At 69.0% G+C, this 22,818-nt stretch carries 25 protein-coding genes; 24 read left to right on the forward strand and 1 reads right to left on the reverse strand.

The window, feature by feature from the left end:
• The first annotated feature begins 302 nt into the window (after nt 1-302).
• The 17 genes from CTB96_RS11615 (at nt 303) to CTB96_RS11695 (ending at nt 15,727) form a co-directional block, all read left to right on the forward strand.
• Nucleotides 303-1,211 carry a sigma-70 family RNA polymerase sigma factor gene (locus CTB96_RS11615; protein WP_110127063.1) on the forward strand — a complete coding sequence of 303 codons (909 nt, stop codon included), beginning with the start codon at nt 303-305 and terminating at the stop codon, nt 1,209-1,211.
• Between the two features lie 84 nt (nt 1,212-1,295).
• A complete protein-coding gene (locus CTB96_RS11620; RefSeq protein WP_181397242.1) occupies nt 1,296-2,168 on the forward strand; it encodes a flagellin N-terminal helical domain-containing protein in 873 nt (290 codons plus the stop codon).
• Nucleotides 2,169-2,316: 148 nt separating this feature from the next.
• A complete protein-coding gene (gene fliD / locus CTB96_RS11625) occupies nt 2,317-3,648 on the forward strand; it encodes a flagellar filament capping protein FliD (RefSeq protein WP_110127065.1) in 1,332 nt (443 codons plus the stop codon).
• The gene (locus CTB96_RS11630) at nt 3,648-4,130 is read left to right on the forward strand and encodes a flagellar export chaperone FliS (RefSeq protein ID WP_248283475.1); all 483 of its coding nucleotides are present in this window, start codon (nt 3,648-3,650) and stop codon (nt 4,128-4,130) included. Before fliD ends, CTB96_RS11630 begins: the two co-directional genes overlap by 1 nt.
• Nucleotides 4,131-4,221: 91 nt before the next feature.
• Complete coding sequence (locus CTB96_RS20525; RefSeq protein ID WP_181397243.1) at nt 4,222-4,509, forward strand: hypothetical protein; 288 nt, start codon at nt 4,222-4,224, stop codon at nt 4,507-4,509.
• Between the two features lie 184 nt (nt 4,510-4,693).
• Complete coding sequence (gene flgB, locus CTB96_RS11640; RefSeq protein WP_110127067.1) at nt 4,694-5,035, forward strand: flagellar basal body rod protein FlgB; 342 nt, start codon at nt 4,694-4,696, stop codon at nt 5,033-5,035.
• Nucleotides 5,035-5,427: a flagellar basal body rod protein FlgC gene (locus tag CTB96_RS11645; RefSeq protein WP_110127068.1), complete on the forward strand. Its 393-nt coding sequence runs from the start codon at nt 5,035-5,037 to the stop codon at nt 5,425-5,427. The genes flgB and CTB96_RS11645 overlap by 1 nt, the downstream gene beginning before the upstream one ends.
• Complete coding sequence (gene fliE / locus CTB96_RS11650; RefSeq protein ID WP_110127069.1) at nt 5,427-5,738, forward strand: flagellar hook-basal body complex protein FliE; 312 nt, start codon at nt 5,427-5,429, stop codon at nt 5,736-5,738. The genes CTB96_RS11645 and fliE overlap by 1 nt, the downstream gene beginning before the upstream one ends.
• A complete protein-coding gene (fliF, locus tag CTB96_RS11655) occupies nt 5,738-7,333 on the forward strand; it encodes a flagellar basal-body MS-ring/collar protein FliF (RefSeq protein ID WP_110127070.1) in 1,596 nt (531 codons plus the stop codon). The genes fliE and fliF overlap by 1 nt, the downstream gene beginning before the upstream one ends.
• Nucleotides 7,330-8,349, forward strand: coding sequence for a flagellar motor switch protein FliG (fliG, locus tag CTB96_RS11660; protein WP_110127071.1), 1,020 nt, complete (start codon nt 7,330-7,332; stop codon nt 8,347-8,349). Before fliF ends, fliG begins: the two co-directional genes overlap by 4 nt.
• Nucleotides 8,342-9,082, forward strand: coding sequence for a FliH/SctL family protein (locus tag CTB96_RS11665; protein WP_146215806.1), 741 nt, complete (start codon nt 8,342-8,344; stop codon nt 9,080-9,082). Before fliG ends, CTB96_RS11665 begins: the two co-directional genes overlap by 8 nt.
• The gene (locus CTB96_RS11670) at nt 9,079-10,416 is read left to right on the forward strand and encodes a FliI/YscN family ATPase (RefSeq protein WP_110127073.1); all 1,338 of its coding nucleotides are present in this window, start codon (nt 9,079-9,081) and stop codon (nt 10,414-10,416) included. The genes CTB96_RS11665 and CTB96_RS11670 overlap by 4 nt, the downstream gene beginning before the upstream one ends.
• Complete coding sequence (locus tag CTB96_RS11675) at nt 10,413-10,880, forward strand: flagellar export protein FliJ (protein ID WP_110127074.1); 468 nt, start codon at nt 10,413-10,415, stop codon at nt 10,878-10,880. The genes CTB96_RS11670 and CTB96_RS11675 overlap by 4 nt, the downstream gene beginning before the upstream one ends.
• Before the next feature lie 2 nt (nt 10,881-10,882).
• Nucleotides 10,883-11,707 carry a C40 family peptidase gene (locus CTB96_RS11680; protein WP_248283476.1) on the forward strand — a complete coding sequence of 275 codons (825 nt, stop codon included), beginning with the start codon at nt 10,883-10,885 and terminating at the stop codon, nt 11,705-11,707.
• 1,178 nt (nt 11,708-12,885) lie between these two features.
• Complete coding sequence (locus CTB96_RS20340; protein ID WP_146215807.1) at nt 12,886-13,905, forward strand: flagellar hook-length control protein FliK; 1,020 nt, start codon at nt 12,886-12,888, stop codon at nt 13,903-13,905.
• Between the two features lie 75 nt (nt 13,906-13,980).
• Nucleotides 13,981-14,430, forward strand: a complete 450-nt coding sequence (locus CTB96_RS11690; RefSeq protein ID WP_110127076.1) for a flagellar hook assembly protein FlgD — start codon at nt 13,981-13,983, stop codon at nt 14,428-14,430.
• 118 nt (nt 14,431-14,548) lie between these two features.
• The gene (locus tag CTB96_RS11695) at nt 14,549-15,727 is read left to right on the forward strand and encodes a flagellar hook protein FlgE (RefSeq protein ID WP_110127077.1); all 1,179 of its coding nucleotides are present in this window, start codon (nt 14,549-14,551) and stop codon (nt 15,725-15,727) included.
• 93 nt (nt 15,728-15,820) lie between these two features.
• Here the strand turns inward: CTB96_RS11695 and CTB96_RS11700 are convergent, their stop codons facing one another.
• Nucleotides 15,821-17,530 carry an HNH endonuclease signature motif containing protein gene (locus CTB96_RS11700; protein ID WP_110127078.1) on the reverse strand — a complete coding sequence of 570 codons (1,710 nt, stop codon included), beginning with the start codon at nt 17,528-17,530 and terminating at the stop codon, nt 15,821-15,823.
• 201 nt (nt 17,531-17,731) lie between these two features.
• Between CTB96_RS11700 and CTB96_RS11705 the strand changes: the two genes are divergently transcribed.
• From CTB96_RS11705 to fliO, 7 genes are all read left to right on the forward strand, one after another.
• Nucleotides 17,732-18,406 (forward strand): hypothetical protein, encoded by a 675-nt coding sequence (locus CTB96_RS11705; protein ID WP_146215808.1) that lies wholly within the window; start codon nt 17,732-17,734, stop codon nt 18,404-18,406.
• A gap of 75 nt (nt 18,407-18,481) precedes the next feature.
• The gene (locus tag CTB96_RS11710) at nt 18,482-18,745 is read left to right on the forward strand and encodes a flagellar FlbD family protein (protein WP_110127080.1); all 264 of its coding nucleotides are present in this window, start codon (nt 18,482-18,484) and stop codon (nt 18,743-18,745) included.
• Nucleotides 18,746-19,561, forward strand: coding sequence for a motility protein A (locus CTB96_RS11715; protein ID WP_110127081.1), 816 nt, complete (start codon nt 18,746-18,748; stop codon nt 19,559-19,561).
• Nucleotides 19,558-20,436 carry an OmpA/MotB family protein gene (locus tag CTB96_RS11720; RefSeq protein ID WP_110127082.1) on the forward strand — a complete coding sequence of 293 codons (879 nt, stop codon included), beginning with the start codon at nt 19,558-19,560 and terminating at the stop codon, nt 20,434-20,436. The genes CTB96_RS11715 and CTB96_RS11720 overlap by 4 nt, the downstream gene beginning before the upstream one ends.
• A gap of 88 nt (nt 20,437-20,524) precedes the next feature.
• The gene (locus CTB96_RS11725; protein ID WP_248283351.1) at nt 20,525-21,433 is read left to right on the forward strand and encodes a flagellar motor switch protein FliM; all 909 of its coding nucleotides are present in this window, start codon (nt 20,525-20,527) and stop codon (nt 21,431-21,433) included.
• Entirely contained in the window at nt 21,430-22,176 is a 747-nt protein-coding gene (gene fliN, locus CTB96_RS11730) for a flagellar motor switch protein FliN (RefSeq protein ID WP_110127084.1), read from the forward strand. Before CTB96_RS11725 ends, fliN begins: the two co-directional genes overlap by 4 nt.
• Nucleotides 22,177-22,713 carry a flagellar biosynthetic protein FliO gene (gene fliO, locus CTB96_RS11735; protein ID WP_110127085.1) on the forward strand — a complete coding sequence of 179 codons (537 nt, stop codon included), beginning with the start codon at nt 22,177-22,179 and terminating at the stop codon, nt 22,711-22,713.
• Nucleotides 22,714-22,818: the final 105 nt, after the last annotated feature.

Genomic DNA, 22,818 nt, shown 5'->3' on the forward strand with positions numbered 1-22,818 from the left:
GCCCGCGCGCACGCGGTGATCTCGCGGGCCCGCCCGGTTCAGGGGAACACGTGTCCTCTAAAGAGAGGACACCGTTTGCCCCGTACTGGGGGCAGCTAATTGCCCGAGTCCGGGGCCCTTGACGGTTACCGTAAGAACTACGCGAAAGCAGTGCTGATCAGGACCCGAATCCCTGTTCCGGCGCTATTTCCGCGTCGCGAACGACGTCACCCTCACGAGTTGCTTACCCGGCAGTGAACGGCAGATTTCTCGTCTGCTCGTCAACCGTCCGGCGCAGCCGGCACCAGCCAGGAGGGCACTCGTTGAACCGTACTGAGCGCAATCGGCTCGTTGTCGAGAACCTGCCCCTCGTCGGTTACCTGGTTTCAGAGGTGTGGGCCAAGGCCCGCCATCTCTCCCGCGACGACCTGGCCTCAGCCGGTTCGCTGGCCCTGATCACCTCGGCGGATGCGTTCGACCCCGACCTCGGCGTGCCGTTCGGCGCTTTCGCCCGGCGCCGCATCATCGGCGCCTTCGCCGACGAGATGCGCTCCAACGACTGGGCCACCCGGATGGCCCGGCGCCGCATCAAGGAGACCCGTCAGGTGCAGGAGACCCTCGCCGCCGCCCTCGGCCGCAGCGCCACGGTCGACGAGGTCGCCTCCGCTCTCGGCGTGGATCGCGAGACGGCTCTGGCCGGCCTGGCCGATGCCGACCGCACCCTCACCACCCTGGACGACAACACCGCCGAGTTTCTGGTGGCCGACACCGTGCTGCCGGAGGAGTCCCTGCTCTCTACCGAGCGGCTCGCTTATCTCCGAGCCGCCGTGCTTGCACTGCCCGAACGCATGCGACTGATCGTGGAGCAGGTCTACTTTGAGGACCGCTCGGTGAAGGAGATCGCCGCCGACCTGGGCATCACCCACTCCGCCGTCTCCCAGCAGCGCTCCGAGGCCATCCGCCTGCTGCGCGACGGCTTGGGCACGCACTACGCCGATGACCCCGAGGTGGAGCACGTGCCCGAGTCCACCATTGCCCCTGCCCGCCGCAGCGCCTATCTCTCCCGCCTCGCCGACCAGGCGATGCTGGGCATGGCGCACCTCGCGCACGACAGCGTGGTGCCAGCGCAGCCCAGCCTTTCGACGAGCGTGCCTGCCGACGGACTTCCGGGCGTGAACCTCCCGCTGGGCATCGCGATCGAACCCCGGGAACTTTTCTCCAGCAACGGCTAACGCCAGCCGCTCCGCCGCCGATAGGTCTCAGTGTCGGCCCATGGATGGGCAGGCGAACACGACCCAATCACGGAGGAACACATCATGGGTATGCAGATCAACACCAACCTCGCGGCAAACAACACCTACCGCAACCTGGCTTCGACCCAGACCGACATGGCCAAGTCGCTCGAGCGCCTGTCCAGCGGCCTCCGCATCAACCGCGCAGGCGATGACGCGGCCGGCCTGGCCATCTCCGAGGGACTGAAGTCACAGGTCGGTGGCCTCACGGTCGCCAGCCGCAACGCCCAGGACGCAATCTCGGTCGTCCAGACCGCTGAAGGTTCTTTGAACGAGGTGCAGACCATTCTGCAGCGCGTTCGTGACCTTGCCGTGCAGGCCGGTAACGACTCGAACAACGCCGACTCCCGGAAGGCGATCTCCACCGAGGTCGCCGCACTTGGTGCGGAACTCACACGCATCGGGGAATCGACCAACTTCAACGGAACCAAGCTGCTTGACGGGTCGGCCGGAGCTGGTGCCGACGGCGTTATGTCTTTCCAGGTTGGCGCCGGTAGCGAAGATTCCGATCAGATCACGGTGAACCTCAGCAACATCACTCAGATCGGATTGGATATCACCGCTCTTGCTACCGGTGCCACTACTGCTGACCCTGGTGCCGGCTTCGTGGATGCGGCTGCCGCGCTCACAACAATTGGCGACCTTGACACGCTGATCACTGGCGTTTCCACCTCCCGCGCCGAGCTCGGTGCCAGCCAGAACCGGTTCGAGAGCGTCATCCGTAACCTGGCCGTCTCGAAGGAGAACCTCACCGCTGCCGGTTCGCGTATCCGCGACACCGACATGGCCGAGGAAATGGTCAAGTACACCCGCTCCAGCATCCTGTCGCAGGCCGGTACCGCCATGCTCGCGCAGGCGAACCAGTCCAACCAGGGCGTTCTGACGCTTCTGCGCTAGATCACGGACGACCGGTAGCCGGGCTGAGGAGCCCGGCTTCCGACTGACCGAGAATCGGCCGGCGGCACGCACGAACTGACCTGGACCTCAGTTTCCGCGGGCCGCCGGCCACTCGCACTCCCGCACACCGACGGAACGGACGGCGCCCATGGGACTCTCCATCGATGGCCTGATCAGTGGCCAGGACACCACCACCCTGATCAACAACCTGATCGCGGTCGAGGCGATTCCACAGACTCTGCTCAAGGGCAAGGTCACCGCCGCCCAGAACTACACCACCGCCGTGCAGGGCCTCAACACCAAGGTCGCCGCCCTCGCCGACACGGCCACCAACGCGGCCAAACCGGCCAGTTACGACCTCTACACCGCCACCAGCAGCTCCAGCCAGGTCACCGCGACCACGAGCACCGGCATCGCCGCTGGCGTGATCGACGTCACCGTCGGTCGACTCGCCCAGAACCAGGTCACCGTCACCGGCCCGCTCACCACCTGGCCAGACGCCACCCTCACCCTTACCAACGCTGCCGGCACCGCCACCGTGATCACACCGGCCTCCGGCTCGCTCGACGATGTCGTCTCTGCGGTCAACACGGCCGGCCTCGGCATCACCGCCACCAAGGTAGCCGTGGGGGCCGACGGCTTCCGGCTGCAGTTCAGCAGCAACGCCTCCGGCGCAGCGGCCGGATTCAGCCTCACTGGCAGCACGGTCTCCACAGTCGCGGTGAAGCCGGCGCAGGATGCGCAGGTCACGCTCTGGGCCGGAACGAGCGCCGCCCAGACCATCACCTCGGCCACCAATACCTTTGCCGACCTCCTGCCCGGTCTCGACGTGACGGTCACCGCCGTCTCGACCAGCCCGGTCACCCTCACGGTGACCCGGGACGACACCGCCATCACAGCCATCGCCTCCGGCTTGGTCACCGGACTGAACGACATCTTCGCCCTGATCTCCACCAAGTCCGCGGTGTCCACCAGCACCGACTCGGCCGGCAAGACCGTGACCACGGCCGGGCTCTTCGCCGGCGACAGCACTGTGCGCGCGGTCAACCAGAATCTGCTCAGCGCGGCATCCATGCCCGTCGACGGGCACTCGCCGTCGGAGATCGGCATCAGCATCACCAAGACCGGCACCCTGGAGTTCGACGCCACCAAGTTCGCCGCCGCCCTGGCGAAGGACCCGGCCGGCGTGATGAAGACCGTGCAGGAGATCTCGGGCCGGGTCGCCACCGCGGCCGCCACGGCATCCGACAAGTACGACGGCACGCTCACCAACACCATCACCAGCCAGGAATCCCAGGTGCGCACCATGGGCCTGGAGATCAGCGACTGGGACCTGCGCCTCACCGCCAAGCGCACCTCGCTCGAACGTGTCTACACCGCCATGGAGTCTCAGCTGGGAACACTCAAGTCCCAGGCCGAATGGCTCACCTCGCAAGTCGCCTCACTGCCCGACGTCTACACAGGGAGTTCAAGCTCGTGATGACCACAGAACTGTTCCCCCAGCTGAGCATGCCGCAGGTGAATCCTGCCGGACCGCAGCTGGCCGCAGCCCAGGCCAAACGCGCCCAGCTGAACCGCGATGCCGTGCTCTCGGCCACGCCGGTGCGGCTGCTCACCATGCTCTACGACCGGTTGATGCTCGACCTCGCGCGCGCCGAAGCGGCCCAGGTGGGGGAGAACTGGCCGACCGCATCCGAGAACCTGCTGCACGCGCAGGCCATCGTCGACGAGCTCACCACCTCGCTCGACGTCACCGCGTGGGACGGCGCCGACGGCCTGCTGGCCGTGTACACGTACGTCTCCAACGCGTTGATCGGTGCCAACATCCACCGCGACCCTGCTCGCACGCGGGAAAGCATCATCCTGCTCGAACCGTTGCGTCAGGCCTGGCATGAGGCCGCCGGCGCACTGACCGCACCCCAGTCCGCACCGAGCAGTGAGGGTTACCGTGGAGTCGCCTAGAGTCCACTCCAGCAGTGCGCGCCCCCACATCGCGTCGCCGGCCCTCGACCTGCAGGGCAGGCCGCGTACCAGCGACTCCGAGTGGCTCCGGGTGCTTGACGAACTCGAGGCGAGCCTGGGCAGTGGGGCCAGGGACGCTGTGCTCTCCGCCCAGGGCGGGCAACTCGTGACCGGCGTGCAGTGGCGCGCGCCGGAGCACCTCGGCCAGCTGCCGCGCGAGCTCGAGGAGAGGGCGCGCCAACTGCTCGCCGGGCAGCTCGAACTGATCCGCGAGATCGAGGATGCCCGACGGTCGGCCGGCGCCCACCTCGCCGCGGTTCGCACCATCCTCTCGACCCACCTGTCGGACCAGCCCGTCTACCTGGACATCGCCGGCTGAGCCGTTTCGGCCGCCGTGACCAGCCCGCCTGGGCTCACGGCAGGTGCGGCCGAAATCACCGGCAGATCGACAGCGAAAGTCCTAACGCGGCGCCCGGGCCTGCCGATAGCTAAGGATGAGCACGGATTGCTCACTCGAGGCCACGGATCGGCCGTTTGGTTATTTGTCGACGAAACGGGCACCCGTGATCGAATCCGTGACCTCCGCGGCGCTGTCCAGCGCCCTGGACGGACTGGCCCTGCGCCAGCGCACCATCGCCAACAACATCGCGAACGTGAACACCCCCGGCTACCAGGCTCAGCGGGTCTCGTTCGAGGATGCCCTGGCCAAATCGGTGCAGGATGGCGACGGCCATGCGGCCGCCTCCACGGCCCGCTCGCTCGAGCCGACTCGACTGGACGGCAACAACGTCAACCTCGACACCGAGACCGTCTCCAACGTCGATACCGTGCTGCGCTACCAGTTCGCGGCCCAGGCCGCCGCCGGAGCCGACACCCGGATGCGCGCCGCGCTGCGGACCAGCTGATGAGCCTCGACGCACTCGGCATCGCCGGCACCGGGCTCACCCTGCACCGCAAGTGGCTCGACGCGGTCGCCGACAACATCGCCAACGCGAACACCGTCACGGCCACCTCCGGCGACGCCTTCCAGGCCCGCTACATCGTGGCCCAGGAGGGCGAAGGCACCACCGGCGCCTACGTGTCCGGCACCGCCCTCGGCGACGCAGAGGGCATCCTCACCTACGACCCCGACAACCCCATCGCGGATGCCGACGGCTACGTGCGTCGCCCCGACATCGACCTGGCCGAGCAGATGGGCGAGCTGATCATGGCCCAGCGCGGCTACCAGGCGAACGCCGCCGTCATCGACCGGGCCAAGACCTCCTACGAAGCCGCTCTGCAGATCGGACGCTCCTGATGACCATTCCCGCGATCGGCGCCACCCCGGCCGTCACCGCCACGTCCTATCTGCCCGCCAGCACGGCGACGACAGCGGTCGACTCCACCGACACCGGCTTCGCCACCGCGCTCAGCGGTGCCGTGGACAACCTGCAGCAGCTGCAGTCCACGTCGGACACCTACGCCATCCAGGCCGTCACCGGAGACCTCGACGACATCCACACCGCCACCCTCGCCGCGTCCCGCGCCCAGGTGACCCTCGAACTCGTCGCCGCCGTGCGCAACAAGGGTGTCGAGGCGTTCAACGACATGATGAGAATGCAGGCCTGATGCCCGCCCAGCTCACCTCGGTCTTCCGGCGCCTGGGCGGCGCCATCCGTGAATTCACCGTGGCCCAGCGCACCGTGGCGATCATTGGCGTCGCGGTCCTCGCGCTCGGCATCGCCGCGCTCACGATGTGGGCCACCCAGCCGGCCTACACGCCGTTGTACTCCGGCCTCAGCGGGTCCGACGCCAACACCATCGTCGAGCAGCTGCGCACCGACGGCGTCAGCTACCAGCTCAGCGACGGCGGCGCCACGATCCTGGTGCCCGAGGCCGACGTCTACGAAGAACGGCTCAAATCCGCCGCGGCCGGGCTTCCCTCCTCGAGCACGGGCGGTTACTCGCTGCTCGACACCATGGGCGTCACCGCGTCGGAGTTCCAGCAGTCCGTCACCTACAAGCGCGCGTTGGAAGGCGAACTGGCCAGCACGATCGAGGCGATGAAAGGCGTTCAGACCGCCTCGGTGCGCCTGGCGATCCCCGAAGACACCGTCTTCACCGAGGAGAAGAACGACCCGACTGCATCCGTGTTCGTCGGCACCCAGAACGGCGTCACCCTCAACGCCGACCAGGTGCAGGCGATCGTTCACCTCACCAGCGCCTCCATCGACGGCATGCAACCGACGGATGTCGCGGTCATCGACGCGTCCGGAGTCGTGCTCTCCGCCGTGGGAGTCGGCGCGACCGGAACGGGCGACCAGCAGGCCAGCGACTACGAGGAACGGGTGCGCGGCTCGGTGCAGGCCATGCTCGACACCGTCGTCGGCGCCGGCAACGCCACCGTGGTCGTGGCCGCCGACATGAGCACGGAGGCCGCCCAGCGGGTGGAGGAAACCTTCACCTCGCCCACCGACACCCCGGCACTGAACGAGGCCGTGAAGACGGAGTCGTACTCCGGCTCCGGCGGAACCGCGGCCGGCGTGCTCGGCCCGGACAACATCGCCGTGCCGAGCGACACCTCTACCGACGGCACCTTCACCTCTGAGGACACCACCCGCAACAACGCGGTGAACAAGGTGACTGAGACCCGCACCATCCCGGCCGGCGCGATCACCCGCCAGACCGTCTCGGTGGCGGTCAACTCCGCCGTGGCCGAGGACCTCAACGTGGCCGACGTCACCTCGCTGGTGTCGTCCGCCGCGGGCATCGACGTGGCCAGGGGCGACGCGGTGACGGTGGAAGTGGTTAACTTCAACGACTCCGGTGCCGAGTCCGCCAAGGCCGCACTGGCCGAGGCCGCGGCGGCCGAGGCGGCCGAGCGGAACGCCGGCATCCTGCGGGTGGGCCTGATCGTGGGCGGCACCGTGATCGCCTTCGTGCTCGGCCTGATCCTCTACGCGCGCCGGTCCCGCCGGCAGAGCCGGCAGTCGATCGAGCTGAACGAGCTCGTGCAGGCGCAGTCGTCCCTGGACGCCCCGACGGTTCCGTTCGCCCTGCCGCAGCAGATGCTGCCGCTCGTGATCGATCCCACCCCCACCGTGGCCTATGCGGCACCGGGCGGCGACCAGCGGGTGGCCGACATCGACGCCCTGGCGTTGCGCGACCCGCAGGGCGCGGCTGAGCTGTTGCGCGGCCTGATGGACGATCGGCAGCCGGCATGATCGACTCGAAGACAGCATTGACCGGCACCCAGAAAGTGGCCGTCGTGCTGATGACCATGGACCAGCAGCGCGCCTCCGAGGTGATGAAGCAGTTCTCCGAAGCCGAGGCCGCCGACATCATCGCCGAGATCGTGCAACTGCGCCGGGTGGACGCCGCCGTGATGGACAGCGCCGTGGCCGAGTTCCACGACCTCACCACGGTCGGCGGTCGCAACCCGCGCGGCGGCCACGCCGTGGCCATCGGCCTGCTCGAGAAGTCATTCGGCGCCGAACGTGCCGCCGGAGTGATGAGCCGGGTTGCCACCTCGATGGCGGGCAAGGCGTTCGAGTTCCTCGACACCGTCGACGCCACCCAGGTGCTCGCCCTGCTCGACGGTGAACTGCCGCAGACGATCGCCCTGGTACTGGCGCACCTGCGCCCCGAACAGGCCTCCGTGATCCTGTCTGGGCTGGAAGGCCCGATCCGCACCGACGTCGCCCAGTGCATCGCCTCCACGGGAACGGCCACGCCGGAGGCCGTGCGGGTGGTCACCGACATCCTGAAGAAGCGCATCGGCGCCGTCGCCGCGTCGCGGGATTCCGCCGCCGTCGTCGGCGGCGTGCAGCCGCTGGTGGAGATCATCAACCGCGCCGACGTCAACACCGAGCGCGCCCTGCTGGAAGCCCTCGACGAACGCGACCCGGCGTTGGCCGAAGAAGTGCGATCGCGGATGCTGACCTTCGCCGACATCGTCAAGCTCGAGAACCGCGATGTGCAGCTGGTGCTGCGCGGCATCGACGCGGCCGTGCTGGCCGTGGCCATGAAGGGGTCCACCGAACTGGTCGTCGACATCATCCAGCGCAACCTGTCGGAGCGGAACCGCGACATCCTCAACGACGAGGTCACCGGGCTCGGCCCGGTGCGGGTATCACAGGTAGAGGAGGCCCGCGCCACTATCGTGCGGTCCATTCGTGACCTTGCCGCCCAGGGCGCCATCACGGTGCAACGTGCCGACGAAGACGACTTCATTGTCTAGCCCGGCGTTCTCTGACCCGGCATGGTCGAGCCCGACGTCGGCAGGCCCGGCCTCGTCTGCGCCGCCCGAGAACGATTTCTCCGCCCACGTGTTCCCGCTGCTGGGCGAGACCGGCACGCGCCGCAGCCGGGAAGACGACAGCGCCAGGATCGAACGCCAATGGCAGGCCCGCGGGCACGCTGCCGGCTACACCGAGGGACTGCGCGCCGCCGCAGCTGCCGTCGAGGCGCAGAACGCGAGACAGAACGCCGAACACGCAGCCCTTATGCTCTCTGCCCGGCAGCAGCTCGACAGTTCCCTGGCCGTGCTGCACGCCGCCGTGCGCGCCCTCGACGCCCGGATCGTGCCCGTCGTGTGCGACGCCGAAGACTCCGTGCTGACCGCCGCGATGGACCTGGCCGAGGCCGTCGTCGGCCATGCGCTGGCCGACGAAGCCGCCGCCGCCAGGTTCGCGCTCGGGCGGGCCGGCGCCGGGGACGGAGTTGCGGGTTCAAGCCCCGTTACCCAGGGCCCCGATTCGTACAGCCCCGGCACCCACACCGTGCGGCTGAACCCGCTCGACCTGGCCCTGATCGATCCGGCGGATCGCGCCAGGGCGGGCGTCGACTTCGTCGCCGACGCCGGACTGGCCCGCGGCGACGCGGTGAGCGAGTTTCCGCACGGGTTCCTCGATGCCCGGATCGGCAGCGCCCTCGACCGCGCCAAGGCCGCACTCGGGGCGCGGGCCTCATGACACTGACCCGACCGGATACCACCGACCGCCTGGCGCGCGCCCTCGCGGCGGCCCGCCCGGAGCGGGTGGGCATCGTGTCATCGATTGTGGGCCTGAGCGTCGATGTGCGCGGCCTCAACGGCGCCATCGGCGACCTGGTGACGATCGGCGGCGACGCGGACCGCCCAGTGGTGGACGCGGAGGTCGTGGCCACGACGGGGCAGGGCATGCGCTGCATGCCCCTGGCCCGGCTCACCGGAATCCGGGTGGGCGACCCCGTTCGTGGCAGCCGAACCGGCTACCTCGTGCCCACCGGTCGGGGCCTCCTCGGTCGGGTGATCGACGGCCTCGGCCGGCCCATCGACGGCAAGGGCCCCCTGATGGTCGACCAGCGCGTGCCGCTCGACCACGACAGCCCGTCGGCCATGGCCAGGTCACGCATCCAGTCGCCGTTGCAGCTGGGCGTGCGCGTGCTCGACACGCTCACCACCGTGGGCAAGGGCCAGCGGATGGGCCTGTTCGCCGGTTCAGGCGTGGGCAAGTCGTCGTTGCTGTCGATGGTGGCGCGGGGCACGGATGCCGAGGTGTCGGTGATCGCGCTGGTGGGGGAGCGCGGCCGCGAGGTGCGTGAGTTCCTCGAAGACGACCTCGGCGAGGAGGGCCTCGCCAAGTCGATCGTGGTGGTCTCCACCTCCGACGAACCGGCCATGATGCGGCTGCGCGCCGCATTCGTCGCCACCCGCATCGCCGAATCGTTCCGCGACCGCGGCGCCGACGTGATGCTCATGATGGACTCGCTCACCCGCGTCGCCATGGCGCAGCGGGAAATCGGCCTGTCGGCGGGCGAACCGCCCGCCACCCGCGGCTACCCGCCCTCGACGTTCTCGGTGCTCGCCCGGCTGCTCGAACGCGCCGGAACCGACCAGGTCGGCTCGATCACCGGCATCTACACGGTGCTCGTCGATGGTGACGACCACAACGAACCGATTGCCGATGCGGCCCGCTCGATCCTCGACGGCCACGTGGTGCTCGACCGCAAGCTGGCCGTGCTCGGCCACTTTCCCGCCGTCGATGCCCTGGCCTCCATCTCTCGAGTGGCGTCGCGGGTCACCTCGCCCGAGCAGGCCGCAGTGGCCGGCCGGCTACGCGCCGTGCTCGCCGCGCGCCGGGCCGCGCAAGACCTCATCGACGTGGGCGCGTACCGCCGCGGCACCAACCCGCTGGTCGACGCCGCGGTCGACTATGAGGCCGACATCGCCGCGTTCCTGCGGCAGAGCATGGACGACCATACCCCGGCCGCGCAGGCCTGGCAGAGGCTCACCGCCCTGGCCGGGCTGCTGGGCGGTGCGTCATGAGCCGCCCCTTTACCCTCGCCGGCTTGCTGCGGCTGCGACACCTGCAGCAGGACCAGGCCGCCGGCGACCTGGCCGTGGCCAACGCCCGGCTGCGGGCCACTGCGACCCGCATCGATGAGACCAGGGCCGCACTCGAACACCTGCCGATCACCCCGACGGGGGCTGACACCCTGTACGCGATCGCTGCCGCCCGGGCGTCCTCCCGCAGCATGCTGGCCGAGCTCGCGGCCCTCGACGCGGTGGCCTCCCAGGCCGTCGGCGACGCGCAACGCGAGTTCGAGGCCCGTAAGTCGGCATCCGCGAGCTTGGAAAAGCTCGAGGGACGCCACGGCCTGGCCGAGGCGGAGGCGGACCTGCACGCCGAGCAGGCGGTCATCGACGAGATCGCCTCCACCGGCTGGCATCGCCGCGCGGGCGCCGCCGGTGAGGCAGCGCAGGCACAGACGACGGGAGAAGAACTGTGACGATGGTGCACGCGCTCGGCCGAGTGGGCGAGATCCAGGCCAGGCTGGTGCAGCTGAACGACCTCGTCGCCGGCGGCACCGGCGTCACGAGCACCACCGCGGCGACGGCGGCGACCGACACCACCACCGCGACGACGTTTGCGGATGCCTTGGCCGCCGCCACCGGAACGGCTGCGACGACCGCGGCCGACGCTGCCGTCGGTGCCGCTGTCGGCACCGGTGGGGCCACTGGCAGCGACATCGTCACGGCCGCCGAGAAGTACCTGGGCGTGCCCTATGTCTTCGGCGGGGAGGACAGCTCAGGCATGGACTGCTCCGGACTCGTTCAAACCGTCTATGCCGATATGGGCATAGACGTTCCGCGGCTGGTGTCCGGACAGATGACCATCGGCACCGAGGTGGCGTCGCTTGCGGACGCCAAACCCGGCGACCTCATCGTGACCGGCGGCGGCGAACACATCCTTATCTATGCCGGGAACAACCAGGTGATCCACGCGCCGTACGAGGGCCGCACGGTCTGCAAGGTGGATGCCTACATGGATGACTCCGAGATCGACACGATCCGCCGGGTGATCCCAGACACGGCGACCGCGAGCACGGCTTCCACCGCGGCGGCGACGGCGTCGACAGGATCGACCGATCTGCTTTCCGCAGCGTTCGCGTCGCTCTTCAACACCAGCTCCTCAAACTCGGCGCTGTCGTCTTCGGCCTTGTCTACATCGGCGCTCTCCACTTCGGCGCTCTCCTCTTCGGCGCTCTCCTCTTCGGCGCTCTCCTCTTCGGCGTTGTCCACATCTGCCCTGACTGCGTCTGGACTCTACTCATGACCACTGCTGCTGCCCTTCCGTCCCGCCCGAACGCCGGCCTGACGGCCTCGGCCGCGTCCGGCCAACGCTCACAGTCTGCCGGTGCGGGTGCCTCCGCCTTCGCGGGGGCGCTGCAGAGCGCCGTCACCGCACCGACCAGCCGGCAGACCGCGCCGGGCGCCGAACCCGGCGATCGCGCCGGCCAGCGAGCGTATGACCGCAACAATGCCGCCGTGGACCGGGACCGGTCCCGGTCGAGCAGCGCGACCAGCGGCACAACCGGCACGGCCCGCGCCCGCGCCGCCGCAGCCGGCGACCGTGGGGCCAGCGTCCGAACAGCCAGCGACCGTTCCGCCGCGGAGCGTGCAGCTACCGACCAAGCGACTGCCGACCGAGCGACTGCGGACCGAACGACTGCTGACCGAGTAGCCACCGATGCTGCCGAGAATCACGCGGCTGGGCTGGGTGGCCAGCCCGGGCAGGTCACTCCGGGTACTGACACCCGTTCGAACACTCGGTCCGGTCTATCCTCGGTCTCCGACCTCGTGCCCTCCGCCAGGAACTTCGGGTCGACCATCGCATCCGTCGGCGCCATCATGGAAGGCCAGTCGACGACCGGCACGATATCGTCTTCCGACCCGGACTCGGCGCCAGGTGCAAGCGCCGGCGCACTGCACGGTGACGCGGCAGACGCCGGCACAGGGAGCGAAAGCGGGGGTGCCAGCGGTACCGATGTGAGCGGCGCCAGCCGCGGCATCGCCGACCTGGGCTCGGTCTGGGGAGGCGCCGGTCTCACGGGCACGAGCCCGAGCACAACCTCTGGCGGCACACCCCCCGGCAGCGCTGCCTGGGGCGGCACCGGCATGGGCGGCACTGTTCCGGTCGGTTTTGTCCCGAGCGGCACTGTCCCGGGCAGCTCTGTGCCCGTCAGCACTGTTCCGGGAAGCATTGTTCCGGGAAGCATTGTTCCGGGCAGTACTGTCCCGGTCAGCGCTGTCCCGAGTGGCACTGTCCCGGGCAGCGCTGCCTCGGGTGGCACCGGCACGCGTCCGTCCGGCTCGGGCGGTATCGTCCCGGCTACAGGTGCCGCGACCGGCGCTGTGCCGGCGGGCGACGGCCATCTCGGAACGATACCGTCCACCGCCGGGTCGGTCGCCGGGTCCGCCACCTCGGCCGCAGCCCCCACCGACAGTCCCGCCGTGGCAACCGCGGCCGCGCAGCCCGGCCAGTGGGGGACCGCCGCGATCACAGCCGGTTCGGTGTCCGGTGCCGCACTCATCGCGGCACAGGCATCGCTGTCGGAGTCCGCGGCAGCCTCGGCACCCGTGGTCTCCGGCGCTCCGGCGTCGGCGGCGACCGAACTCTCGATCGCAGCGCCAGGCTCCGTTCCCGCGGCGGCCTCGGCCGCATCGCCGGCCGGCGAAGCCGGAACCCCGCCAGCCACCACGGCCGTCGCAACAGGCGGCGACGGATCAACGCCTGCCACGCCAACTGCAGTGAGCCCGGCGACGCTAGAGCTGGCGGGGACCTCAGCAGCGGTGGAGCCCGATGGCGCTGGCAGCACGGCACCCGCCAGCGCCGCAGCGGGCTCGACGGCACCGGGGGAGACGGCCCCGGGTACTCTGCCGGGACCGATCGCACCCGTTCCCTCTCCGGGCACGCTCACCGGCGCATCCGTAGCATCCGTATCCACCGCGGCGACACCCTCCACGCCATCCGCGCCACTGGCCAGCCAGGTCGCGCGACCGTTGTTTTCCCTGGCGGCCGCCGGGCCGGGTGAGCACACTCTCTCGATCAGCGTGACCCCCGACAACCTCGGCCCGGTGCTGGTGCGGGCGCAGATCAGCGCCAGCGGGGTACGGCTCGAATTGTTTGCGCCCACCGAACTGGCCCGCGATGCCCTGCGCCAGATCCTGCCCGATCTGCGGCGTGACCTGGCCGGCGGCGGGCTGCCGGCCAGCCTCGACCTCTCCACGCGCAGCCAGCCCGGTGACGCTGGATCGAACGGCCGGTACGACCGGCCCGCCCCGGACTTCTCCGCGCAAGCCGACTCATCGTTCGGTGGCGACGCGCGCGAAGGCGCGTCGCGGGATCCGTCCCCGGATCCGTGGCTGCGGGCATCCCCGATCGGTCCGGACTCCGCGGACCCGGCCAGCCACGACACGAACGATTCTGCCGGGGCGGGTTCACCGAGAGGGCGGGTCGATGTACTGGCCTGATCCTCGTCACCCCGACCATCCGCCGGTCGCCGCATTCTTCTCGCCTGAACCGCAGCCCACCAGAAAAGAGAACTCATGACCATCGACGCCGTTGGCACGGTCTCCACCGCCAGCACCACTGACGCCGCCACCGTGGCCAGCATGTACTCCACGACCCCGGTGCGCACACCCAAGCAGACCCTGGACTCCGAAACGTTCATGTCGCTGCTGGTCACCCAGCTGCGCAACCAGGACCCGAGCTCGCCCATGGACACCAACCAGATGATCGCCCAGACCACGCAGCTGGCCATGATGGAAAAGCTCACCGCGCTGTCCACCACCTCCGACGAGAACTTTTCCCTGCAGATGCGTACCGCAGCGGCTGCGCTGGTGGGTCAGAACGTCACCTACACGGATGCGACCGGCGCGAGTGTGTCCGGCATCGTGTCTGCGGTCTCCTATGCGGGGTCCGTGCCCCAGGTCACCGTGGGGAAGGCCAGCGTGGCGCTCGATGCGATCTCGGGGGTGACCGCCCCGACGGGGTGAGCGCGCATCGCGTGATTCACCCGCGACCCCGCTCGTCGCCAGCCACCCGTTCCCATTCGGTCGCACCCACCCGAACTCCTGCACTCACCACATCCGACTTCTTCGAAAGGAAGCCCCCATGCTTCGCTCCCTCTACTCCGGCATCTCCGGCCTTCGCGCCCACCAGACCATGCTCGACGTCACCGGCAACAACATCGCCAACGTCAACACCACGGCGTTCAAGGCGTCCGCCACCCAGTTCCAGGACACCCTCTCGCAGCTCACCCAGGGCGCCAGCGGTGCTAGCGCCGAGACCGGCGGCACCAACCCGGCCCAGGTGGGCCTCGGCGTGCAGGTCGCGGGCATCTCCACCAACTTCGCCCAGGGCTCCTCGCAGTCGACCGGTAAGGCGGGCGACATGCTCATCTCCGGCGACGGCTTCTTCGTCACCCAGGAAGGCGGCCAGACCGTCTACAGCCGAGCCGGATCCTTCGACTTCGACTCCGCCGGACGCCTGGTCACCCCGTCCGGTGCAATCGTGCAGGGCTGGGCGGCGGTAGACGGAGTGATCAACGAGGGTGGTGCCCTCGGCAACATCGCGCTGCCGCAGAACACGGCGATCCCCGGCAAACCCACGAGCGAGATCGCAATGAGCGGAACTCTTCCCTCCGACGCTGTGGGGGGCACCCAACTGCTCCGCGACGTCAAGGTCTACGACGCATCGGGTGCCGCCCGTACGGTTTCACTCACCTTCACGAAGGCGGCAACCGGAAGCAACTGGGTCGTCAGCAGCAAGGACGGAACCACTACGGGCTCGACCACGTTGGGCTTCACGGGTAATGACGTGACCTCCGGCGGCGCCCTCAACATCGGCTCCGGTATCACGATCGATCTCAGCACTCTGACCGGTCTGGCAGGAATCAGCACGGTCAAGGTGGCGTCACAGGACGGCAGCGCGCCGGGCTCGCTCGAGTCGTACTCGTTCGCGAAGGACGGCACCCTCATCGGACTGTTCAGCAACGGTGAACAGAAGGCCCTCGGGCGCATCGCCCTGGCCACGTTCACCAACCCGGGCGGCCTCGAGAAGACCGGTTCGAACGGCTACCAGGCCACCTTCAACTCCGGCACCGCCGAGATCGGCGCACCCGGTTCCACCGGCTTGGGGTCGCTGACCGGCGGCGCCCTGGAAATGTCGAACGTCGACCTCTCGCAAGAGTTCACCAACCTCATCGTCGCCCAGCGCGGCTTCCAGGCAAACGCCCGCATCATCACCACCTCAGACGAGGTGCTGCAGGAGCTCACCAACCTGAAGCGCTAGTCCCAGATCTGCCGAAGCGGGCATCGTGCCGGTATCCGACCCGATGCCCGCTTTCGCGCGTTCGAGACCTCGCGGTGCGGAGACGGCGCTCGATCAGGTGCGGGGTGGTGCCGAGGCATGCCATGCTGCTGCGGGCTTGGGCAGCAGACCCTGCGCCCGGCCGGTCATCTCGATGAGGGTTTGGCCGGGGTCGATCGTGGCGGGTGGGCGCAGCCAGTAGCGGCCGTGGTTTTCGAAGATCTGCCAGCGTTGGTTGTGCAGCAGTAGGTGGTGGGTGCGGCAGAGCAGGATGCCGTGGTTGATGTCGGTTCGGCCGTGGTCTCGTTGCCAGTGGTCGATGTGGTGCGCTTCGGTGAAGGAGGGTGGCCGGTCGCAGCCGGGCCAGGTGCAGCCGCCGTCGCGGGCGGCGAGGGCTCGGCGTTGGGCGCGGGTGAAGAGGCGTTGTTCGTGTCCGACGTCGAGGGGCCGGTTGTGGTCGTCGAAGCGGATGTCGACGGTTCCGGAGTCGCAGATCAGGCGTTCGATGGTTTCGGCGGAGACCGGGGCGGTGTTGCCTTCGATGGAGCCGTGGCCGACCTGGCCGGCCAGCCCGGGTGGGTTGATCAGGATGTCAGCGGCGGTGACGGGCCGGTCGGGGGTCGCGGGGGTGACGGTGGTGAGGATCTGCACGGCGGGGCGGCGGCCGCCGAGCATCTCGTTCGGGTTGATGGTGGTGCCGGCGCGGAGGAGGTCGATGAAGCCGTCGCAGGTGATCTGGCCGGTGGTGCGGGGGTCGTTCTGCACGCGGCGTGCCCAGGCGGCGCGGTCGGTGTCGACGAAGCGCACGCCGCCGCGGCGGGGGCTGGTGAGGCTGTCGAAGGTGGCCTTGATGAACTCGCCCTGCTCGGGCGGAAAGAGGCCGTCCACTCGCACCTGGCCGGTGTCGAGGGTCCAGATGCGCAGGTAGCGGTCGTCCCAGGCTTTCTGTTCGCGCACCCGGATGCCGGCTTCGTCGAGGCTGTCGCGGGTCTGCCGGGCGGCCTTGAGGAGTTGGTCCGCGTTCATCGTCGGGGCGTCGGCGAGCAACCGGTCCAGGGCCTCGGTGAGGACCGGGCCGGTGACGACGGTGTCGATGTCGCCCAGCCCCTTCCTCAGGGCATGGGCCGCGTCGATGGAGAGGGTGCCGTCGCTCAGGGCGCGGGCGATCGGTGCGTGCCAGGGCGCCGGCACCGGTGGAAGCGTCAGAGTGCTGAACCTGTCGGTGCCAGTGCCGCTCGGGTCAGTCCCGCTCGGGTCGAAGCCGTCCGGGTCGGAACCGTCCAGGTCGGGGCCGTGCCGTCCGTCGCTTCCCGGGTCAGCCTGGTCGAGCAACCTGCGGGCTGCCTCGGCCTCTGCTTCGGCGTCGGCTGCGGCCTGTTGGGCGTCGGCCGCTTCGGTTTCGGCGAGCATTCGGCCTACGTCGACGAGTTTGCGGGTGTCGGCCTTGGTGGCACCGGTGAGGTTCTGGATCAGGTCTTCGGGGGAGAGGTAGCCGTGCTTCTTGGCTAGGCCTTCCTGGCCCAGCTCCCAGCGGGAACGCTGCGCGAGGGTCTTCGCCATCCATGCCTTGCGGGTGTCGAGCTCGTGCTGCAACCGGGCGAGCGTCCTCTGCCCGGCCAAGGCGTCCGCGTCTGACAGGCGGTCGTAATCCGTGCTGCACCGGCCGAGCCGGGCCACCTGGCCCGCGGCAGCCACCAACTCGCTACCGGCCGCGACATCGGACACATTCGCAACGGGGTCTGTTTGCCCGACGAACGTGTCTTCGATGCTCGGCTGGGTGATCATGCTTTGAATATAGCCCGATTGCGAAGCTTTGTGTGAGGAAAGGTCAGGTTGTGGATAACTGATTCCAAGCTGGAAATTAACCCATTGACCGGCCTTTTTTTCTTGCTGTGCCGCTGGATCAGCGATAGCTTCTCCAGTGTCTGCAGTGAATCAAGCAAACTCGGGGGAGATATGGCGCGAGCGTCACGAATGGTCATAGCTGTGAGCGCTGCCGTGGTCGTGGCGGCGCTCTGTTTAGGCGGGTCGGTTGCGCCGTTCCCACAGCCGAGCGCCCCCGAATCGGCCGCGAGCGTCTGGCGGGCCACCGAGCACCCCGGCGCCGGGCTCCCGACGGACCGAGCGTCAATCATGGCGCGCGAGGTCTACCCCGGAGTCACCCTCGAGCAGCTGAACTACTCTGCCGAGGAGATCGAGTGGGCGACCTACCAGAACCCGTTGGCCGAGGCCGCGGCTCTCGTCACGACCGAATTCCCCGATGACTACTCGTTGGCCTACTTCGGCCCGAACCGCACGTTCACCATCGCCTTCTCCGGCGACGCGCCAGCCGGCGCTCTCGCGACCCTCGATGCCACAGGACTGCCCTATTCCACCCTCGAGGGCCTGGGATTCACCGAGGCCGACTATCAGGCGGCGTCGAATAACGTCAGCAGGCAGGTGTCCCAGGCCCTGGACGCGGAGGAGCTGAGCCCGGCCGCCTCGTTTTCGGTGAACTCGGATATCACCAAAGCGCCGGACGTGATCGTGGTCACCATCACCGGTGACGACGAGGTCGCGCGGCAGGCGGCGCTGTCCGCCGTCGGTATTCCGTCAGTGGCTCGGCCCTTCGTCGTCACCGTCGTCGAGGGTGGCGAGAACGAGTACGTCATCGGTCTCTAGCTAACGGAACGCGGGCTCCAGCCGACAGTGGTTGCTGACGGCTGCTGGAGCCGTCCGGGAACCAGGGACGGGTCCATGATCGTAGTAACCAGGCTGAACGATAGTCAGTTCGCGATTAATCCTGACCTCATCGAACGCATCCATGTGAACCCCGACACCACGCTCGTGATGGTGGACGGCGCCAAGTTCATCGTGACCGAGAGCCTGGCAGAAGTGATCGAGAAGATCGCCGTCTACCGCGCCCACGTGATCAACCTGGCCTACAACTCCGGCAACAGCACGGCCACTGACCCCACCCGTCCGGACGCCGTTGTCCCACTGCGCCCCCGGAGAATGTAAATGGATCCCGCCACCCTGATCGGCATCCTGCTGGCATTCGGGGCCCTCTTCGCCATGATCACCATCGAGGGTTCGCACGTCACCGCGATTCTGCTGCCGGCGCCCATGGTGCTGGTCTTCGGCGCCACCATCGCCGTCGGTATCGCCGGCGGAACCCTGCGCGACACCGTGAACGCGATCAAGGCGCTGCCCGGCGCGTTCAGGGGCAAGACCACCTCGCCGCAGAAACTCATCGACCAGGTCGTCGGTCTCGCGGAGAAGGCGCGCAGCTCAGGGCTGCTCGCCCTCGAGCAGGAGGCCGACAAGATCGCCGACCCGTTCCTGCGCGGTGCCCTGCAGAACATCGCAGACGGCACCGACGGTGACGAGCTGCGCATCCTGCTCGAAGACGAGATCGCCACCCGCACCAAGGCCAGTCGCAATGCGGCCAAGTTCTTCACCAGCCTGGGCGGCTACGCGCCTACCGTCGGCATCATCGGCACCGTGATCTCGCTCACCCACGTGCTGGAAAACCTCGACACGCCCTCCACCCTCGGACCGATGATCGCCGCCGCCTTCGTCGCCACCCTCTGGGGCCTGCTTTCGGCGAACTTTTTGTGGCTGCCGATCGGCAACCGGCTCAAGCGGCTCTCCGACATCGAGGCAGAACGGATGACCCTGCTGATGGAGGGTGCCCTGGCCGTGCAGGCCGGCAGTCAGCCCCGTCTGCTCGGCGAACGGTTGCAGGCGATGGTGCCCACCGCATCCGTCAAGGGCAAGAGCGGCAAATCCGGCAAGTCCGCCGCGTCGACCAAACCGCTCAAGAAGGCGGCGTGAGCGCCAGGGGCCGACGCCGGGGGCTCGAAGAGGAGCACGAGGAGCACGTCGACGAACGCTGGATGGCCTCCTATATGGACATGGTCACGGTGTTGATGTGCATGTTCATCGTGCTGTTCGCCATGTCGACGGTCGACCAGGCCAAGTTCGTGCAACTCAAGAACTCACTCGCCACCGGATTCGGTGCGGTCGACGTGGGCAAGGTCGACACCGCCGAGGGCATCGTGGTTCCGGCGGACCTGGTCGACACCCCAGCCGTCGACGACGCGGGCACCACCGATCTGGAACTCGCCATTGCCGAGGTGGATGACCTCACCGCTGTGCAGGCCGCGATGCAGGCGGCCCTCGCCGCGGTCGGACTCGACACGCTGGTGGAGTACACCATCGACGAACGGGGCTTGTCGGTGGGGCTGGTGGGGTCGGAGACCTTTTTCGAACCCAATGTCGCAACGCTCAGCGGCCAGGCCGTCGGGGTTCTCGACGCCATCGGTCCGGCTCTGGCCGGAAGCCTGCGCGAAGTCTCGGTCGAAGGTCACGCCGACCGGCACGGTGTGACCACGAACTATCCCACCGACTGGGAGCTTTCCAGCGCTCGGGCGACGCAGGTGCTGCGGCACCTGGTGGAGAAGAGCGGGGTGGCTGCCGATCGCATCGGCGCGATCGGCTACGGGTCGGCGCGCCCGGTCGACATGGGCGAGGACCTCGCGGCGATGGCCCGCAACCGCAGGGTCGACGTTGTGCTGCTGTCGAATCAGCCCGACAGTGTGCGCGCTTTGATCCCGTCGGTGCTCGATGGCACGGCTGTGCCCGATGATCCCGTGCCGGCCGATCCGGCCCCCGCCCACGATGATTCGGCGGCCAACACCGGCCACTGAGACCGGGCGGTGTCGTCGTCATTATTCTGCTGCCGGATTGTCGGCGCAGCCGCTAACGGATGCTCAGGTCCGGCCGATAGTGCCAGACGTGACGGTCCAGGAACAAATCAGCACCGGCGTGCCCGGAAAGCCGGCGCGCACGGTCGAGGTCTATGACTTCAGCCGTCCCACCACGCTGGCCCGCGACCACGCCAGGGTGCTCGAACTGGCCTTCGAGACCTTCGCCCGGCAGTGGGGCACCCAGCTGACCGCCCAGGTGCGGGTGATCTCGCAGGTCACCTGCGAGCAGGTGCTCATGCGTGGCTACGACGAATACGCCGCCTCCCTGCCGGCCACCACCACGATGGTGCTCTGCAGCGTGCAGGGCATGGATGCCCAGGCTGTCATCCAGTTCCCCTCCGCCGCTGCCCTCTCCTGGGTCACCCACATGCTGGGCGGAACCGGGATCCCCGCCCCCTCAGAGCGGCCATTCACCCAGATCGAACAGGCGCTCGTGCGCCGTCTGATGGAGGACGCGCTGGAAGACCTGCGCTACTCGCTGGGTTCGCTGCTCATTCTGCCGATCGCGCTCGGCGCCATCCAGTACAACTCCCAGTTCGCCCAGGCTGCGGCTACCTCCGACCTTATGATCGTGGCGAGCTTCGTGATCAAGGTCGGCGAGACCACAACGGCGGCCACCCTGGCCCTGCCGGCCGAGGCGCTGCTGCCCCAGCTCGGCGAGCCCGGACCCGTTGTGCCACCCACCCCGGCCGTCGAACTGCTGCGCGCCCAGCTGGGCTGGGTGCCCGTGGACGTGTCGCTGCGTCTCTCGAACGCGCAGGTGCTGCCGAACGCCGTCCTCGCCCTCGCGGTCGGCGACGTACTCCCGATCCCGCACCCCACCCACCGCCCGCTCGACGTAGTGGTAGACGGCCGAACCCTCGCCCGCGCCGCTGTCGGCTCCACCGGGTCCCGCCTGGCCTGCATCATCATCGACACCGAGGACACGACACCATGACCCTTCGAAGCCCCGCGTCTTCGCTGACTGCCGCCGCCGGTTCCACCGACGAGGTCACCCGCGCCGCCGTCGACGCCCTGCTCACCGTGCTGCCCACACCGACCCTGCTCACCGCGGCACCCGGATCCGGCGCCGCCGTGATCGGCCGGTTCGATGGGGTGGTGGCGGATGCCGTCGTCGCGTCGTTCGTCGGCGCCATCTCCGCCGACCTGGCGGTTGTGCTGGTCGATCCGGGCTCTCTCGATGCCGCGGCAGGCTCCGACTCCGGCCTCGTCTCGCGGGACGACATCGTGCGGCCTGCCCTGGAGTGCGCCGCCGGCGTGCTGGGCCTCGGCGTGCTGGGTGACGCCAGGATCGACGACGCGACCGCGGTGTTCCTCGACCCGGAGACCCGGGTCTTCGACCTCGTCTCGCACGGCGACACCCTGGGCTGGTTCGCCATCCGGCTGCGCCGTAACAGCAACCCGGGCAAGCAGAGCGACCACGCCGTGGTGGGCAACCTCGGCCGCATCAACAGTGTCGAGATGGCCCTCACCGTGGAGATCGGCCGCACCCGCATGACGGTTCGCGACGTGCTCGGCCTCGAATCCGGCGCGGTCGTCGAACTCGACCGGTCGGTGGGCTCACCCGCCGACATCCTGCTCAACGGCCGCCTGATCGCGCACGGTGAGATCGTGGTCGTCGACCAGGACTACGCCGTGCGCATCACCCAAATCCTCGACGTGGCCGAGAGCCTGACCTAGGTGGATACCGTCGTCGTCGCCCTGCGAGTGGTGCTGTCCCTGGCCGTTGTGCTCGGGCTGCTCTGGGTGCTGCAACGACGCCTCAGCCGGGGCGCCGGGTCGCGCGCGGCGAATGTCGTGACCATCGTGGGCCGGCAGGGTCTCGGCCAGAAGGCATCCGTCGTGGTGGTGGAGGTCGAGGGTCGCCGGTTCGTGCTCGGCGTCACCGAACACTCGGTCAGCGTGCTGCACGGTGGATCCACCGAGGCAACGGCGACCCAGGATGCCGATGCGGGCGCGGGGAGCACCGGCTCGGCCGCGGCCTTCGCGCGCTCCCTGCACGCCGCCACCGGGCCCCGTCTGGTGCCGCCGGTAGCCGTCTCCCCGGCCGACGATCTCGGCGCCGCCGCGATTTCCGGCGCCACCGGCGACGCAGCCGACCCGCCGCTCACCTTCCGGCCCCGCCGGGACCGCGGCCACACCGGCAAGCTCGGCGGCTCGATCCTGTCGCCGGCGACCTGGCAGCAAACCGCAGCCCTGCTCCGGCACGGCCGGTGAACGCCGCACTCCACGTCCTCGCACGCGTCGGGTCCGGGCGGGTCGGCCCGCGCCGGCCCCGCAGCATCGCCGCGATCAGCGAACGACGGCGCCGGCTGGCCCGCG

The organism is Cryobacterium arcticum, assembly GCF_003185895.1.
GTDB classification, from domain to species: Bacteria; Actinomycetota; Actinomycetes; order Actinomycetales; family Microbacteriaceae; genus Cryobacterium; species Cryobacterium arcticum.